The organism is uncultured Escherichia sp., from assembly GCF_948475835.1.
GTDB lineage: Bacteria > Pseudomonadota > Gammaproteobacteria > Enterobacterales > Enterobacteriaceae > ECMA0423.
Window position 1 is genome coordinate 23,525 of record NZ_CAOLGM010000002.1, and the last position, 15,752, is coordinate 39,276.

The window sequence follows — 15,752 nt, forward strand, 5'->3', positions numbered from 1 at the left end:
GAGAAGAAGATGATTTGTCCACGTTGTGCCGATGAACAGATTGAAGTGATGGCGAAATCGCCGGTGAAAGATGTCTGGACGGTATATCAGTGCCAGCATTGCCTTTATACCTGGCGCGATACCGAACCGCTGCGCCGTACCAGCCGCGAACATTATCCCGAAGCGTTCCGCATGACGCAGAAAGATATTGATGACGCGCCAATGGTGCCGAGCATCCCGCCGCTGCTGGTGGAAGGTAAGCGTTAAATAAAAGGTCCGATGCCCATCGGACCTTTTTATTAAGGTCAAATTACCGCCCATACGCACCAGGTAATTAAGAATCCGGTAAAACCGAGAATGGTCGTTAACACTGTCCAGGTTTTCAGACCGTCTGCTACCGACAACCCCAGATATTTGGTCACAATCCAGAACCCTGAGTCATTAATATGTGACGCGCCAAGCCCACCAAAGCAGGCTGCCAGCGTCACCAATACGCACTGAATCGGATTCAATCCCATCACCGCTTCTGAGAGTAACCCGCCGGTTGTCAGGATTGCTACGGTTGCTGACCCCTGCGATGCACGCAGAGCCAGTGAAATAATAAATGCGGCTGGTAACAGAGGCAGGTCAATCATTTGTAGCATATTGGCAAGGGCTTTGCCGACGCCCGATTCCACCAGCACTTTGCCAAATACCCCTCCAGCACCAGTAACCAAAATCACTACCGCCGCAGTGGGAAGGGCTGAGCCCATAATGTCGCTGGTGTGTTGTAAGCTCCAGCCGCGACGTAAAGCCAATAACCAGAATGCCAGCACCAGCGCAATCATTAGAGCTACCATTGGTGAGCCGATCAGCTGTAGCGTACCAAGCAGGGGATGCGAAGGCGGCATCAGTGTTGCGGAAACCGTACCCGCCATGATAATCGCGATAGGAATAACAATTAGCGAGGTGACCAGCGCGACGCCCGGTGGATTTATTTTATCGCTTAATTTTGTTGCGCCTTCCTCACTGGCCGGAGCCAGTTGCATCTGTTCCAGTACTTCCACCGACATCGCATATTGGCGCGTATTGATTATTTTCGCTGCAAAGTAGCCAACAATCCCTACGGGAATAGAAATCGCAATACCGATGATGGTTAGCCAGCCGATGTCTGCGTGGAGTAACCCCGCTGCGGCGACAGGGCCTGGATGCGGCGGTACCGCCACATGAACAGTTAGCATGATTCCAGCGACAGGCAGGCCAAATTTGAGTGGCGATATTTTGGCAACCTTGGCAAAACCGTAAATGATTGGCGCAAGAATAATAAAGCCGACATCAAAGAAGACGGGAATACCGAGGAAGAACGCTGCCAGAGTCAGCGCAGCGATAGTTCGTTTGTCACCTAACTTGCGACTGAAATAATTAGCCAGTGACTCTGCACCACCAGAGTGTTCGATCATACGCCCCAGCATAGCGCCCAGACCAATAATAATAGTGACGGAACCAAGCACACCGCCCATCCCGGCGATCATCACTTTACCCACTTCGCCCGCCGGTATACCCGCCGCAAGTGCGACTAACAGGCTGACGAGGAGCAGAGCAACGAATGGTTGTACCTTTGCCTTGATGACCAGCAGCAACAGCATGATTACGCCAGCTAACGCAATGCATAACAATGTAATTGTGGACATGGGAAACCCTGTCTGAAAGTTATAGTTAACCTACCCCATCCGTAGATGGGGGGATGTATGGGTACGTTGTAATTAGGGATTTAACGAATTAGCGCCAGGCGTCAAACCAGCCAAGCCCTTCTTCGGTGAGGCCACGAGGTTTATATTCACAACCGATCCAGCCCTGATATCCCACCTCATCGAACAGGCGGAACAGCCACGGATAGTTGATTTCTCCATCGTCCGGTTCATGTCGATCAGGTAGTCCGGCAATTTGTACGTGCGCATATTTCCCAGCGTAGTCGCGGATTAAATGCGTCAGGTTGCCATCTACTTTTTGCGCATGAAAAGTATCTAGTTGAATAAACACGTTATCTCGCGCAACCTCTTCAACAATAGCCAGTGCCTGATACTGGCTGGAGAAGAGATAATGAGGCTTAACGTCGGGGCTGAGTGCTTCAACTAATATTCGCTTGCCGTGTAGCGCAAAGCGGTCGGCAGCGTAGCGGAGATTATCGATAAATACTGCCCGGTACCGTTCAGCGTCTTCGCCAGCGGGCACGACGCCTGCCATCACATGGACTTGTTCACAATTGAGCGCCAATGCATATTCCAGTGCCAGGTCGATGTCTGCGTGTGCTTCGTGCTCACGTCCGGGAAGGGCGGATAATCCCCATTCCCCCGCATTAATATCTCCGGGAGCGGTATTGAACAGCGCCAGTGTCAGATGGTTTTGCTCCAGTTGCTTTTGGATTTGCAGGGTGGAGTAGTCATAGGGAAACAGAAATTCCACAGCATCGAACCCGGCTTTTCGCGCTGCGGCGAAGCGTTCAATAAAAGGCACTTCGGTGAACATCATGGATAAATTAGCTGCAAAACGAGGCATTGCATTAACTCCTTAATTCCGCAATTTCACCTGCGGTCAGATAACGGATCGGGCGGTCACCGAGAATAAAAATCAGCTTTGCCGTTTCCTCCAGCTCTTCCATATTGTTGGCGGCTTCTTGCAGGCTTTCACCGCAAACCACTGGGCCATGATTTGCCAGTAAAAAAGCCTGATTGTCTGCTGCCAGTTCCGCCAGATCCTGTGCGATGCGTTTATCGCCCGGTCGGTAATAAGGCACCAGCGGGACATTTCCCATCCGCATCACCACGTATGGTGTGAACGGACGAATAACGTTGCTGCTGTCCAGCCCTTGCAGGCAGGAAAGCGCCGTCGACCATGTGCTGTGCAAATGCACCACCGCTTTACAGCGCGGATTGTTGCGATACAGCGCCAGATGAAAGAGCACCTCTTTCGAGGGTTTGTCACCACTTAACCATTCGCCATCCGCGGCGACTTTGGAAAGCCGCTGCGGATCGAGATTGCCCAGGCATGAACCTGTCGGTGTCGCCAGTAAATTCCCGTCAGGTAAAAGCAGCGACAGATTGCCAGCCGAACCGGTTGCATAGCCGCGCTGAAAGAATGAACTGGCAATCCGCGTCATCTCCTCTCGCAAAGACTGCTCTACTTTTGCGAAATCGCTCATGATAAAAACTCTCTTTGGGCTCGTGAAAAAAAGGCTTCATCACCGAAGTTGCCAGATTTAAGGGCGAGTGAGACAGGCTTATCCAGTGCGTTTACCCACGGCACGCCGGGGGAAATGGTTGGGCCAATATGAAACCCTTTTATGCCCAGGCTCTGTGTGACTACGCCGGAGGTCTCACCGCCTGCGACAATAAAGCGTGTCACGCCTTCCGCTGCTAACCGCGCCGCTAGTTGAGAAAATAGAGTTTCTACTGCCTGACTGGCTTTTTGTGCACCGTATTGCTGTTGAATTGCTGCCAATGCGTCAGTGCTGGCGGTGGCAAAAACCAGTGGAGCAAGTACACTTTCCTGGCCCAGAACCCACTCTGCCAGTTCGTGTGCATAAGCGGCCAGAGTTTCGGTTGAGAGGCAGCGTGCCACATCAACTTCACGGGCTGGTGCAATTTGACGGTAATGTGCCACCTGGCGGTTGGTCATTTGAGAGCATGAACCGGAGAGCACTACGCCGCGCCCAGCGAGCGGATGCCCTGCTTCGCGAGCCTGGTTACCGTTTTCTTGCGCCCACTGCCGGGCCAGGCCAATCGCCAGACCAGAACCGCCCGTTACCAGTGGGGCATCGCGCAAGGCTTCTCCCTGAATTTCCAGATGGTGTTCGGTCAGCGCATCAAGCACCGCGTAGCGGTAGCCCTCTTGCTGTAAGCGAGCCAGCTCTTGACGAACGGCATCCACACCTTGTTCGAAAACATGTGCCGAAACGACGCCGCAGCGCCCTGTGGATTGCGCTTCAACCAGACGGGGAAGATAGCTGTCGGTCATGGGATTTACCGGGTGATGGCGCATCCCGGATTCGGCCAGCAGTTGATTCATTACGAACAAATACCCCTGATAAACCGTACGTCCGTTGACCGGCAGGGCCGGAGAGAAGACCGTAAACGGCGTGTCGAGAGCATCCATTAATGCATCGGTAACCGGGCCGATATTACCTTTCGCCGTACTGTCGAAAGTAGAGCAGTATTTGAAATAGATCTGTTTGCAACCTTGCTGTTGCAACCAGCTCAGAGCCGCCAGCGATTGCTGTGTGGCTTCAACCACCGGACAGGAGCGCGTTTTCAGGCTGATCACCAGTGCGTCGATTGCTTCCGGCATTTTACCTGTTGGAACACCGTTAATTTGTACCGTTGGTAGACCGTTTTCCACCAGAAAACTGGCGATATCCGTCGCGCCGGTAAAATCATCGGCGATAACGCCAATCTTGATCATGATTTCGCTCCCGGTAGAGTGATGCCAGAGAAAATCTTGATAACTGCGCTATCGTCTTCTTTCCCGTAACCTGCGTTACTGGCGCTGGTGAACATATTCAATGCTGTTGAGGCCAATGGCAGCGGGAAGTGCAGGGCTTTGGCTGTATCGGCAACCAGACCAAGATCCTTAACAAAAATATCGACGGCTGAATGCGGGGTGTAATCGCCATCCACCACATGACGCATCCGGTTTTCGAACATCCAGGAATTTCCGGCGGCATTGGTCACGACGTCATACATCACATCCAGCGGGATCCCCGCACGGGCTGCAAGTGCCATCGCTTCGGCTCCGGCAGCAATATGTACGCCCGCTAACAACTGGTGAATAATTTTTACGGTCGAACCTAGTCCCGGTTCTGCACCTATGCGATAAACTTTTCCGGCAACGGCTTCCAGCACGGGTGCCAGTCGTTCAAAGGCAATATCGCTACCGGAGGCCATGACAGTCATTTCACCGTTAGCGGCTTTTACTGCACCACCAGAAACTGGCGCATCCAGCATTTCCAGATCGAATCCAGCCAGAGCGGTAGCAATTTCTTGCGCATCAGCACTAGCGATAGTGGAAGAAACCATTACTGCCGTACCGGGTTTCAGATGTTGTGCAACGCCTGTTTCACCAAACAGCACCTGTTTAACCTGGGCCGCATTGACCACCAGCACCAGCAGAGCGTCCAGTTTTTCGGCAAACGTCGCGGCGTTATCAGAAACCCCGCAAGCACCTGCCTCTTTCAACGTAGCGCAGGCATTGCTGTTCAGGTCTGCGCCCCAGGTAGAAAGACCTGCGCGGACACATGACAGTGCTGCTCCCATTCCCATTGACCCTAAGCCAACGATACCGACATGAAACTCAGATCCCGTTTTCATCTGCTCTCCTTGTTAATTTAAGTAATATTTTGTTTGATATTGTGAATATAAGCGCTGGAAGATAACGATATGGTGAGCTGATTCACATAAATTAACATTGTGTGTTATTTTATGTGAACTAAGCGTTAGTTGCGCCGCGCACGTTTCGCAGGCAAATAGCGTAGAATGTCAGCAGGACAAAGGAAGGAGCAAAAGTTGATACCCGTAGAGCGTCGCCAAATCATCCTTGAGATGGTAGCTGAAAAAGGCATTGTCAGTATTGCTGAACTAACGGACAGAATGAATGTGTCACATATGACCATTCGTCGGGATTTACAAAAACTGGAGCAGCAGGGAGCCGTTGTGCTGGTGTCCGGAGGCGTCCAGTCTCCGGGACGCGTGGCGCATGAACCTTCTCATCAGGTAAAAACTGCGCTGGCAATGACGCAAAAAGCGGCTATTGGCAAGCTGGCGGCAAGTCTTGTTCAGCCGGGAAGTTGTATCTATCTGGATGCGGGAACGACCACGTTAGCGATAGCACAGCATCTGATTCACATGGAGTCACTGACTGTGGTCACAAACGATTTCGTTATTGCGAACTACTTGCTCGACAACAGTAATTGCACAATTATTCACACTGGCGGTGCAGTGTGTCGGGAAAACCGTTCCTGTGTCGGGGAAGCCGCTGCGACCATGCTGCGCAGCCTGATGATTGATCAGGCTTTTATTTCTGCATCGTCATGGAGTGTGCGGGGGATTTCTACGCCAGCGGAAGATAAAGTCACGGTGAAACGGGCGATTGCCAGTGCCAGCCGCCAGCGAGTTTTGGTCTGTGATGCGACGAAATATGGTCAGGTGGCGACATGGCTGGCGTTACCATTAAGCGAGTTTGATCAGATTATTACAGACGACGGTTTGCCGGAGAGTGCCAGTCGCGCGCTGGCGAAGCAGGATCTCTCTTTGCTGGTAGCGAAAAATGAATAATGGCCTGCAATAACATCTGGTTACTCATGCTTCACAGAAGAAGCATGAGACTACCTTATTTTATAAAATGACAGCCGCCCACTTTTCGGCGATCCGGTATCAATATAAATCTGGTTAGCGAACGTCTGAATGTTATCAAACATCATATGTCCAAATATAAAATAATCAGCGCCGTTTATTTGTTGTAACTCGCCATTAAGCGATTTCTGCACACGATCAACAGGCCAGAGTAATTCGCTCTCCGCTATTTCTTTACCAAAGAGATATTCACTCCCCGGATAATCTGCATGTGCGATGACATATTTTATTATGTCGTTAGTGATTTCAATAATATGTGGAAGGTGATGGAATTTCAGCAACAGATCTATTGCCTCTTGTTGCTCTGAATCATTTAAATCGAAAAACCAGTCACCACCGCTGGCAAGCCACATATTGCCATCGCCGGTCGCGAACGCATCCAGCGCCATTGCTTCGTGGTTGCCTTTAACGGAGATAAACCAGGGCTGGTTTAGCAGGCGCAGGACGTCAAGACTCTCCGGCCCACGATCGATGTTATCGCCTACCGAAATAAGTAAGTCGGTTTCGGGGAAAAAAGAGAGTTGATGTAAGCGGGATTGTAATAACTGATATTCACCATGAATATCACCAACGACCCATATATGGCGATAGTGATGGGCATTGATTTTTTGATAGCGTGTAGATGGCATGGTTTGACCCTGTAAAATAAGCTTTCCTATTATACAGGGTATTTTTATTTGATTCGTCAGTTGTCGTTAATATTCCCGATAGCAAAAGACTATCGGGAGTTGTTATTACACCAGACTCTTCAAGCGATAAATCCACTCCAGCGCCTGACGCGGAGTCAGTGAATCCGGGTCCAGGTTTTCCAGTGCCTCGACCGCAGGCGAAGTTTCTTCTGGTACGGACAGCAAAGACATTTGCGTACCATCCACTTGCGTAGCGGCGGCGTTCGGCGAAATGCTTTCCAGCTCACGCAGTTTTTGCCGTGCGCGCTTAATAACCTCTTTCGGTACGCCCGCCAGAGCAGCAACCGCCAGACCGTAGCTTTTGCTCGCCGCGCCGTCCTGCACGCTGTGCATAAAGGCGATAGTGTCGCCGTGCTCCAGCGCATCGAGATGTACGTTGGCGACGCCTTCCATTTTCTCCGGTAGCTGGGTCAGCTCGAAATAGTGGGTGGCAAACAGCGTCAATGCCTTAATCTTATTCGCCAGATTTTCTGCGCACGCCCACGCCAGCGACAGACCATCGTAGGTGGACGTTCCACGCCCGATCTCATCCATTAACACCAGACTGTATTCGGTGGCGTTATGTAAAATATTGGCGGTTTCAGTCATCTCCACCATAAAGGTTGAGCGCCCGGAAGCCAGGTCATCTGCCGCGCCTACGCGGGTAAAGATGCGATCGATAGGTCCAATCTCGACTTTTTGTGCCGGTACATAGCTGCCGATGTAGGCCATCAGCGCAATCAGTGCGGTCTGGCGCATATAGGTACTTTTACCGCCCATGTTCGGGCCGGTAATAATCAACATACGGCGCTGCGGCGACAGATTCAGCGGGTTAGCGATAAATGGCTCATTCAGTACTTGTTCAACTACCGGATGGCGACCTTCGGTAATGCGAATGCCCGGTTTATCAATGAAGGTCGGGCAGGTGTAGTTCAGGGTATAGGCCCGTTCCGCCAGGTTAACCAGCACGTCGAGTTCCGCCAGCGCGCTCGCGCTCTGTTGCAACGCTTCCAGATGCGGCAACAGCAGGTCGAACAGCTCTTCATAAAGCTGTTTTTCCAGTGCCAGTGCTTTGCCTTTTGAGGTGAGAACTTTATCTTCGTACTCTTTTAGCTCTGGAATGATGTAGCGCTCGGCGTTTTTCAGCGTCTGGCGACGCATGTAGTTGATGGGGGCCAGATGGCTTTGCCCACGGCTGATTTGAATGTAGTAGCCGTGCACCGCATTAAAGCCAACTTTCAGCGTGTCCAGGCCGGTACGTTCACGCTCGCGGACTTCCAGACGCTCCAGATAATCGGTCGCGCCGTCAGCCAGCGCGCGCCACTCATCCAGCTCTTCGTTATAGCCCGATGCGATAACACCACCGTCGCGTACCAGCACCGGCGGTGTGTCGATGATTGCTCGCTCCAGCAGATCGCGCAGCTCGGCAAACTCGCCCATCTTCTCACGTAGCGCCTGTACCGGTGCACTATCGACAGTTTCTAACTGCGCACGCAGCTCCGGCAGTTGCTGGAAAGCGTGGCGCATACGGGCCAGATCGCGTGGGCGAGCAGTTCGTAAAGCCAGACGTGCCAGAATACGTTCCAGGTCGCCGACCTGACGCAGTACCGGCTGCAACTCGGCGGTGAAATCCTGCAATGCGCCAATAGTTTGCTGGCGCTCAAGCAACACGCGGGTATCGCGCACTGGCATATGCAGCCAGCGTTTCAGCATACGACTACCCATCGGCGTGACGGTGCAGTCGAGCACAGAAGCCAGCGTATTTTCCGCACCGCCCGCCAGGTTCTGAGTAATTTCCAGGTTACGACGTGTCGCGGCATCCATAATGATGCTGTCCTGCTCACGTTCCATGGTGATAGAACGAATATGCGGCAGGGTCGTGCGTTGGGTATCTTTCGCATACTGCAACAGACAACCGGCAGCACAAAGTCCGCGCGGCGCGTTCTCGACGCCAAAACCGACCAGATCGCGGGTGCCAAATTGCAGATTCAACTGCTGGCGCGCGGTGTCGATTTCAAACTCCCACAGCGGGCGACGGCGCAGGCCGCGACGGCCTTCAATCAGCGACATCTCGGCGAAATCTTCTGCATACAGCAGTTCCGCCGGATTAGTGCGTTGCAGCTCTGCCGCCATCGTTTCGCGGTCGGCCGGTTCGCTCAGGCGAAAACGCCCGGAGCTGATATCCAGCGTCGCGTAGCCGAAACCTTTGCTGTCCTGCCAGATAGCCGCCAGCAGGTTGTCCTGACGCTCCTGTAACAGGGCTTCATCGCTGATGGTGCCTGGCGTAACGATACGCACAACTTTGCGCTCAACCGGACCTTTGCTGGTCGCCGGATCGCCAATTTGTTCGCAGATGGCAACGGACTCGCCCTGATTCACCAGTTTGGCGAGGTAGTTTTCCACCGCATGGTAGGGAATCCCCGCCATCGGGATCGGCTCTCCCGCCGAAGCACCGCGTTTGGTCAGTGAAATATCCAGCAGTTGCGACGCGCGTTTTGCGTCGTCATAAAACAGTTCATAAAAATCACCCATCCGGTAAAACAGCAGGATCTCGGGATGCTGGGCTTTCAGCTTGAGATACTGCTGCATCATGGGCGTATGGGCGTCGAAATTTTCTATTGCACTCATGGGGTTATGTCCGGTTCCCTGATATTAAATGGGGTGTGATGGTTTTTATTTTCGTTGTAATCACATAAGGCGCACATGATACCGGAGTTAATCATTTCAGGGGAAGAAGCGAACGGCGAGTTCTTGATGCTGGTTCCGGGAAAGATGCTGTTTTGCAGCTTTTGCGTGATGCTTATGAAGCAAGTACGCAAAATTGCGTCGGTTGAATAAACCTCCTCCTTCAGAGCCATAGTCCCCTTTCAAATTAAGTTGTAATATAAATACACCTTAAGAGTATGGAGGCAGCATGTCCGGCAAGCGTATCTCTCGTGAAAAACTGACGATTAAAAAAATGATCGATCTTTATCAAGCGAAATGCCCGCAGGCGTCAGCGGAGCCGGAGCATTACGAGGCGTTGTTTGTTTACGCGCAAAAGCGGCTGGATAAATGTGTGTTCGGCGAAGAGAAACCAGCCTGTAAGCAGTGTCCGGTGCACTGTTACCAGCCAGCAAAGCGTGAAGAGATGAAACAGATTATGCGTTGGGCCGGGCCGCGAATGCTGTGGCGTCATCCGATCTTAACCGTGCGTCATCTCATCGATGACAAGCGTCCGGTGCCAGAACTGCCGGAAAAATATCGTCCGAAAAAAACTCGTGAATAGTATGCCGGACAGGCAGATCTGTCCGGCAATTTGCAGTTAAATCAATGCCGATTTATCAATTCCAAGCCGCTTCATCCGTGACAGCAAGGTCGTGCGTTTCAGCCCCAGACGTTGCGCAGCGCCTTTAGGCCCGGCAACCACGCCGTTGGTTTCTTTCAGCACGCGAACAATCAACTGATATTCATCTTCGCCCTCCTGGGCGACAACCGTTGCGGCAGGCGGCGTTTCAGGTTCCGGTAAAACAATATCTGGCAATGACAGCTGCAGCACGTTGCCGCGTGTTAGCAATACTGCGCGCTCAATGACGTTTTCCAGTTCGCGTACGTTACCCGGCCACTCCATATTGCTCAAGGTGCGCAACGTCTCGGCAGGAATGCTGTCGATATTGCGCCCCAGACGACGGGCAATTTTGAAGGTAAAGGCTTTCGCCAGCAGCGGAATATCTTCCGGACGCTCGCGTAGTGGCGGCAGGTGAATCGGGAATACGTTCAGGCGGTAATAGAGATCGCTACGGAACTCACGGTCGGCGACCATTTTTTTCAGATCGCGGTTAGTCGCGGCGATTAGACGCACATCCGTCTGAATGATTTTGTTGCTGCCGAGACGTTCAAACTCCTGTTCCTGTAATACACGCAGCAACTTCGGCTGTAACTCCAGTGGCATATCGCCCACTTCGTCGAGGAACAGGGAGCTTTTATCCGCCAGTTCAAAACGACCAATGCGCTGGGCGCTGGCACCGGTAAAAGCCCCACGCTCATGACCAAACAGATCGCTTTCCAGTAATCCGGCAGGCATCGCCGCGCAGTTCATTTTGACCATGCGGCGATTATTACGCCCACTGAGATTATGGATCGCGCGGGCAATCAGCTCTTTACCCGTGCCAGTTTCACCGAGGATCAGCACGGTACTGTCACTTTGCGCCACCATTTCAACTTGTTTAAGCACGCTGTACATGGCTTCGCTGCGGCCAATAATCTCGCCAAATTCACTATCAACATTGTTGAGCTGCTCGGTCAGGGCGAGGTTTTCATCAACCAGCCGTTCTTTCAGACGATGGATTTCCTGATAGGCGAGGGCGTTATCGACAGCGATTGCCACACGTTCGGCAATCTGGCGCAGCAAATTCAGATTGGTAGTGGTAAACACTTTCTCTTCGCATTGCGCCAGTTTCAGCACGCCCAGCATGGTGTCGCCAGACATCAGCGGTAACAGGCACAAGGTTTGAATCTGGTTGCCCCAGGTGTCGAACAACATGCGTTCATAGGGGGCTAAATCGTCCCGCTCGTGGAGATTGATCAGCAGCATCTCTTTACTTTTGAACACGCGTTCGGTGAGGGTTCCGGCTTCATCGACTTCGCTCTGTTCGTGGGCGGGATGTTGTTTATCAAGATAGTGAGTGGAGTAGATGTTGAGTTTGTTTTTACGGTGGCTGCGTAAGACGATACTGATATCGTCAATGTCGAAATAGTAATGGATTTCTTTGGCGACTTCGCTGACCAGTTCGTCCATATCCAGGCGGGAAAGCACCGCGTTGGTAATGGCAACCAGGATGCGGAAGTTATCGCGCTCCCGGCATAACAACTCATAGTCGACATTGTTGACGACGCGGCTCTGGATTTGTTCGGTGACGACAGAAACGATCTGCGTAAATGTTTGCAGACGATTGAACTCTTTTTCGCCCCAGGGGCGATCGTCATAACGAATAAATTCACAGCCACCAAAAATATGCCCTTCCGCCGCCAGTGGCATCAGGCAATAGTGACCAAATTTTGGGTATAGCCCACCTGCGGCCAGCTGCGGCCAGGTTTCACAAAATTCTTCGTAACTGCAATGCAGCGTATCAGGGCGCGACAAAATGCTGCGTACCGGACCGTGTGCCAGAACAGTTTCGTCTTCATATTTAATGGGGGTGTCTTTTTCACGCGATGCGTAATAAGACGCACGTTGAGTCTGCGCTTGCCACAACACAATAGCCGCGTTGTCGGCGAGCGCAGAACGCTTTACCAGTTGCGAAAGAGCCTCACACAGCGAGGCCAGATCGGGCTGCTGCAATAGTGTCCGAGTGATGTCGAACAACCCTTGCTGTCCGAGATCACTCATCGGTGTATATGACATTTTGTTCTTCCAGGAAAGCACCGCAAAGCGGTGCAAAAGGTCATTGACTAACTATAGGAGATTTAGAATTTTATTAGCATATACGCGGAAGCGGTTCGGCGTGTGGTAAATCGAGGGTTCGTTTCACGCCATACAGACCGGCAAGACGAACACCTTTACGTTCCACCACTTCACCAATCAGCGCCGCGTCTTTTCCCAGTGGATGGGAATGTAACGCTGCCAGCACTTGCTCTGCCGCGTTGCGTTCAACGGCGATCACCAGTTTGCCTTCGTTGGCAAAGTTAAGGGCGTCCAGCCCCAGCAGTTCGCAAACGCCGCGCACGGCAGGTTTAACCGGCAGTGCCGCTTCTGAAATTTCAATACCACAACCGCAGGCTGCCGCGAACTCATGAACTACCGCGTTCACACCACCACGGGTGGCATCACGCAGCGCTTTCACGCCGGGAATGTCACGCAGCGTCTGAATAAGCGGCGTCAGTACCGAGCAGTCGCTGACCAGTTCGCCATCCAGCCCCAGCTGCTCACGCAGGTTAAGGATAGTCGCCCCGTGGTCGCCGAGCGTGCCGCTAACCAGTAATACATCGCCTGCGGTTAGCGTCTGTGCGCCCCAGTGAATATTCGCCGGAATTGCGCCCATGCCAGCGGTGTTGATAAACAGTTTATCTGCCGCGCCGCGCTGCACCACTTTAGTATCGCCAGTAACGATGGCAATGCCTGCCGTGCGGGCGGTTTCTGCCATGCTGGTCACTACGGCTTTCAGTGTCTCCATCGGCAATCCTTCTTCGAGGATAAAGCCACAGGAGAGATAGCGCGGAATAGCGCCACTGACCGCAACGTCATTCGCAGTGCCGCAAATCGCCAGCTTGCCGATATTACCGCCAGGAAAGAACAGCGGGTCAATGACGTAACTGTCGGTGGAGAACGCCAGACGATCGCCTTCTGCTACCAGCTGCGCCAGATCAAGACGTGCCTGATCTTCCTGCTCTGCCAGCCACGGGTTGGCAAAGGCTTCCATAAACAGGCTGTTGATTAATTGCTGCATCGCCTGGCCGCCGCTGCCGTGGGCGAGTTGGATATTATTCACGCTTCACTCTCCTGCTGACGATACTGATACCACGCGGCGCACGCTCCTTCGGAGGAGACCATCAGTGCACCAAATGCGGTTTGAGGATTACAGGTGTTACCAAACAGCGGGCATTGATGCGGCTTACATTTGCCCGTTAATACTTCACCACAACGTGCGCGCGGGTCATCGCAGACCTGCTGCGGTGCCGGGCGGAAATGCGCTTCGGCATCGAATCGTTGATAATCTGGCGTCAGGTGTACACCAGAAGATTCAATCACGCCTAAGCCGCGCCATTCGCTGTCGCCGTTGACACAGAACACATCGGCAATCGCCTGTTGCGCCAGCAGGTTACCGGCATCCGGTACCACCCGACGATACTGATTCTCTACCTTGCTGTGGGCCGCTATTTTCTGCTCCACCAGCATGACCACGCCTTGCAGTAGATCAAGCGGTTCGAAACCAGCCACCACCAGCGGACGATGAAAATCGCTGGCGATAAAATTATAGGCATCAGTGCCGATAACCATACTAACGTGGCCCGGCGCGAGGAACGCGTCGATACCGTTATCCGGCTGTTCCAGCAAACTGCGAAGCGTCGGGATAAGCGTAATATGCTGGCAGAAGAAGTAAAAATTCTGCACATCACGCGCTTTCGCCTGTTGCAGAGTGATGGCGGTGGTCGGCATGGTGGTTTCAAAACCTAAGCCGAAGAACACCACTTTGCGGGTTGGATTCTCCTGCGCCAGTTTCAACGCATCCATCGGCGAGTAAACGATGCGCACATCGGCACCGCGTGCTTTTGCCTGCAACAGCGATCCCTGTTTCCCTGGTACGCGCATGGCGTCGCCAAAGGTACAGAAGATGACTTCCGGATGGCTGGCAATCTCCACGCAGGTGTCGATTCTACCCATCGGCAGTACGCACACCGGGCAACCCGGACCGTGGATAAACTCAACGTTTTCAGGCAGTAACTGGTCGAGGCCGAATTTAAAAATAGCGTGGGTATGACCACCGCACACTTCCATAATCCGCAGAGGGCGTTCGGCGGTGTAAGAGAGATGTGAAGCACGTTCGCGCAGATGCTCAATTAACTGCATCACCTGTTCCGGCGCGCGATATTCATCAACAAAACGCATTATTTTTCCTCGCCATACAACAGCGCGCCGACATCCGGCTCAACGTCAAACATGTTTTGTAAGGCGTCGAGAGTGTCGCGTGCTTCGGCTTCATTAATTACGCTCATGGCAAAGCCAACGTGTACCAGTACCCACTGGCCCACGCGCGGCTGACCGTTTTCATCGCAGCTGCCGACTAACGTTAAATCGACATCGCGCTGAATGCCGCAGACGTCGACTTTTGCCTGGTTGCCGTCAATGGTGCGGATCTGGCCGGGAACGCCTATGCACATCGCTGTGTCTCCAGCCAGTTCAGCCACTGGTCCATCCCTTCACCGCTGGTGGCGGAAATAAGGATGATTTCAATTTCTGGATTGACTTCGCGGGCGCAGGCGATGCACTTTTCAACGTCAAAGTTGAGATACGGCAACAGGTCAACTTTGTTGAGCAGCATCAGCGAGGCGGCGGCAAACATATGCGGATATTTCAGCGGTTTGTCTTCACCTTCGGTAACGGAAAGCACCGCCACTTTGTGTTTTTCACCGAGATCGAAGCTGGCCGGGCATACGAGGTTGCCAACGTTTTCGATAAACAGAATACCGTTATCGTCCAGTGGCAGACGCGGTGCGGCGTCGGCAATCATCTGTGCGTCAAGATGGCAGCCTTTACCGGTGTTCACCTGAATCGCTGGTGTGCCGGTAGCGCGAATGCGTGCGGCATCGTTCACGGTTTGCTGGTCACCTTCAATAACCGCGCACGGAACGCTGTCTTTCAGGCGCATTAAGGTTTCCGTCAGCAGGGTGGTTTTACCGGAACCAGGGCTGGAAACCAGGTTGAGCACCAGTTGCTTGCGGGCAGCAAAGCGCGCGCGGTTGCGTTCAGCCAGACGGTTATTTTTGTCCAGCACGTCAATTTCGACTTCCAGCATCCGACGCTGGCTCATGCCCGGCGCGTGAGTGCCCGCTTCGCCATGACCGTAATGCAGGTCGCCTTCTTCAGTCTGGCTGGGGGTAAATTCAGGCGCTTTAATGCCGGTGATTTTCATCTTCGGGCGTGCCGCCGGGGCAAATGGCGCGCTACGAAACGCGGAATGAGGGTTATGTTCATCACCCTCGATATACAGGTTGCCTTCACCGCAACCGCATGTTGTACACATCG

At 52.9% G+C, this 15,752-nt stretch carries 16 protein-coding genes; 4 read left to right on the top strand and 12 right to left on the bottom strand.

Annotation, left to right across the window (positions count from 1 at the left end):
• Positions 1 to 9: 9 nt before the first annotated feature.
• Positions 10 to 246, top strand: coding sequence for a non-oxidative hydroxyarylic acid decarboxylases subunit D (locus QZF50_RS00655; protein WP_000562984.1), 237 nt, complete (start codon positions 10 to 12; stop codon positions 244 to 246).
• A 38-nt stretch (positions 247 to 284) separates the two neighbouring features.
• On the opposite strand, the gene QZF50_RS00660 is transcribed toward QZF50_RS00655, so the two are convergent.
• The 5 genes from QZF50_RS00660 to ltnD all read right to left on the bottom strand — a co-directional run bounded on the left by QZF50_RS00660 (position 285) and on the right by ltnD (position 5,321).
• Positions 285 to 1,649: a GntP family transporter gene (locus tag QZF50_RS00660; RefSeq protein ID WP_000104439.1), complete on the bottom strand. Its 1,365-nt coding sequence runs from the start codon at positions 1,647 to 1,649 to the stop codon at positions 285 to 287.
• 88 nt (positions 1,650 to 1,737) lie between these two features.
• The gene (locus QZF50_RS00665; protein WP_001136918.1) at positions 1,738 to 2,514 is read right to left on the bottom strand and encodes an HPr family phosphocarrier protein; all 777 of its coding nucleotides are present in this window, start codon (positions 2,512 to 2,514) and stop codon (positions 1,738 to 1,740) included.
• Between the two features lie 4 nt (positions 2,515 to 2,518).
• Entirely contained in the window at positions 2,519 to 3,157 is a 639-nt protein-coding gene (locus QZF50_RS00670) for an aldolase (RefSeq protein ID WP_001278994.1), read from the bottom strand.
• A complete protein-coding gene (gene otnK / locus QZF50_RS00675) occupies positions 3,154 to 4,416 on the bottom strand; it encodes a 3-oxo-tetronate kinase (RefSeq protein WP_000590392.1) in 1,263 nt (420 codons plus the stop codon). Before otnK ends, QZF50_RS00670 begins: the two co-directional genes overlap by 4 nt.
• Positions 4,413 to 5,321 (bottom strand): L-threonate dehydrogenase, encoded by a 909-nt coding sequence (ltnD, locus tag QZF50_RS00680; RefSeq protein ID WP_000847985.1) that lies wholly within the window; start codon positions 5,319 to 5,321, stop codon positions 4,413 to 4,415. The genes otnK and ltnD overlap by 4 nt, the downstream gene beginning before the upstream one ends.
• Before the next feature lie 195 nt (positions 5,322 to 5,516).
• On the opposite strand from ltnD, the gene ygbI reads away from it, so the two are divergent.
• A complete protein-coding gene (gene ygbI, locus QZF50_RS00685; RefSeq protein ID WP_001297141.1) occupies positions 5,517 to 6,284 on the top strand; it encodes a DNA-binding transcriptional repressor YgbI in 768 nt (255 codons plus the stop codon).
• Between the two features lie 50 nt (positions 6,285 to 6,334).
• Here the strand turns inward: ygbI and pphB are convergent, their stop codons facing one another.
• Complete coding sequence (gene pphB, locus QZF50_RS00690; protein WP_001141333.1) at positions 6,335 to 6,991, bottom strand: protein-serine/threonine phosphatase; 657 nt, start codon at positions 6,989 to 6,991, stop codon at positions 6,335 to 6,337.
• Between the two features lie 105 nt (positions 6,992 to 7,096).
• The gene (gene mutS / locus QZF50_RS00695; RefSeq protein WP_001272898.1) at positions 7,097 to 9,658 is read right to left on the bottom strand and encodes a DNA mismatch repair protein MutS; all 2,562 of its coding nucleotides are present in this window, start codon (positions 9,656 to 9,658) and stop codon (positions 7,097 to 7,099) included.
• A 75-nt stretch (positions 9,659 to 9,733) separates the two neighbouring features.
• Here mutS and QZF50_RS00700 point away from each other — a divergent pair, with 75 nt between their 5' ends.
• Together QZF50_RS00700 and QZF50_RS00705 are read left to right on the top strand one after the other, a co-directional pair.
• Positions 9,734 to 9,868, top strand: coding sequence for a hypothetical protein (locus QZF50_RS00700; RefSeq protein ID WP_000611926.1), 135 nt, complete (start codon positions 9,734 to 9,736; stop codon positions 9,866 to 9,868).
• Between the two features lie 76 nt (positions 9,869 to 9,944).
• On the top strand, positions 9,945 to 10,298 hold the full coding sequence (locus tag QZF50_RS00705; RefSeq protein WP_000015499.1) for a nitrous oxide-stimulated promoter family protein: 354 nt from the start codon (positions 9,945 to 9,947) through the stop codon (positions 10,296 to 10,298).
• Between the two features lie 36 nt (positions 10,299 to 10,334).
• Here the strand turns inward: QZF50_RS00705 and flhA are convergent, their stop codons facing one another.
• The 5 genes from flhA to hypB form a co-directional block, all read right to left on the bottom strand.
• Positions 10,335 to 12,413 carry a formate hydrogenlyase transcriptional activator FlhA gene (gene flhA / locus QZF50_RS00710; RefSeq protein WP_061892517.1) on the bottom strand — a complete coding sequence of 693 codons (2,079 nt, stop codon included), beginning with the start codon at positions 12,411 to 12,413 and terminating at the stop codon, positions 10,335 to 10,337.
• 73 nt (positions 12,414 to 12,486) lie between these two features.
• The gene (gene hypE, locus QZF50_RS00715) at positions 12,487 to 13,497 is read right to left on the bottom strand and encodes a hydrogenase maturation carbamoyl dehydratase HypE (protein ID WP_061892516.1); all 1,011 of its coding nucleotides are present in this window, start codon (positions 13,495 to 13,497) and stop codon (positions 12,487 to 12,489) included.
• The gene (gene hypD, locus QZF50_RS00720) at positions 13,494 to 14,615 is read right to left on the bottom strand and encodes a hydrogenase formation protein HypD (RefSeq protein WP_001212982.1); all 1,122 of its coding nucleotides are present in this window, start codon (positions 14,613 to 14,615) and stop codon (positions 13,494 to 13,496) included. The genes hypE and hypD overlap by 4 nt, the downstream gene beginning before the upstream one ends.
• Positions 14,615 to 14,887 (bottom strand): hydrogenase 3 maturation protein HypC, encoded by a 273-nt coding sequence (gene hypC, locus QZF50_RS00725; RefSeq protein WP_000334881.1) that lies wholly within the window; start codon positions 14,885 to 14,887, stop codon positions 14,615 to 14,617. The genes hypD and hypC overlap by 1 nt, the downstream gene beginning before the upstream one ends.
• Entirely contained in the window at positions 14,878 to 15,750 is an 873-nt protein-coding gene (gene hypB / locus QZF50_RS00730) for a hydrogenase nickel incorporation protein HypB (RefSeq protein ID WP_000337665.1), read from the bottom strand. Before hypB ends, hypC begins: the two co-directional genes overlap by 10 nt.
• Positions 15,751 to 15,752 lie beyond the last annotated feature (2 nt).

What these genes read in the sequence shown, in the direction of transcription:
- hypC (WP_000334881.1), bottom strand. Translation starts at nt 14,887, where the DNA reads ATGTGCATAGGCGTTCCCGGCCAGATCCGCACCATTGACGGCAACCAG.
- QZF50_RS00670 (WP_001278994.1), bottom strand. Translation starts at nt 3,157, where the DNA reads ATGAGCGATTTCGCAAAAGTAGAGCAGTCTTTGCGAGAGGAGATGACG.
- QZF50_RS00660 (WP_000104439.1), bottom strand. Translation starts at nt 1,649, where the DNA reads ATGTCCACAATTACATTGTTATGCATTGCGTTAGCTGGCGTAATCATG.
- QZF50_RS00700 (WP_000611926.1), top strand. Translation starts at nt 9,734, where the DNA reads ATGATACCGGAGTTAATCATTTCAGGGGAAGAAGCGAACGGCGAGTTC.
- ltnD (WP_000847985.1), bottom strand. Translation starts at nt 5,321, where the DNA reads ATGAAAACGGGATCTGAGTTTCATGTCGGTATCGTTGGCTTAGGGTCA.
- QZF50_RS00705 (WP_000015499.1), top strand. Translation starts at nt 9,945, where the DNA reads ATGTCCGGCAAGCGTATCTCTCGTGAAAAACTGACGATTAAAAAAATG.
- flhA (WP_061892517.1), bottom strand. Translation starts at nt 12,413, where the DNA reads ATGTCATATACACCGATGAGTGATCTCGGACAGCAAGGGTTGTTCGAC.
- hypD (WP_001212982.1), bottom strand. Translation starts at nt 14,615, where the DNA reads ATGCGTTTTGTTGATGAATATCGCGCGCCGGAACAGGTGATGCAGTTA.
- mutS (WP_001272898.1), bottom strand. Translation starts at nt 9,658, where the DNA reads ATGAGTGCAATAGAAAATTTCGACGCCCATACGCCCATGATGCAGCAG.
- QZF50_RS00655 (WP_000562984.1), top strand. Translation starts at nt 10, where the DNA reads ATGATTTGTCCACGTTGTGCCGATGAACAGATTGAAGTGATGGCGAAA.
- QZF50_RS00665 (WP_001136918.1), bottom strand. Translation starts at nt 2,514, where the DNA reads ATGCCTCGTTTTGCAGCTAATTTATCCATGATGTTCACCGAAGTGCCT.
- pphB (WP_001141333.1), bottom strand. Translation starts at nt 6,991, where the DNA reads ATGCCATCTACACGCTATCAAAAAATCAATGCCCATCACTATCGCCAT.
- otnK (WP_000590392.1), bottom strand. Translation starts at nt 4,416, where the DNA reads ATGATCAAGATTGGCGTTATCGCCGATGATTTTACCGGCGCGACGGAT.
- hypB (WP_000337665.1), bottom strand. Translation starts at nt 15,750, where the DNA reads ATGTGTACAACATGCGGTTGCGGTGAAGGCAACCTGTATATCGAGGGT.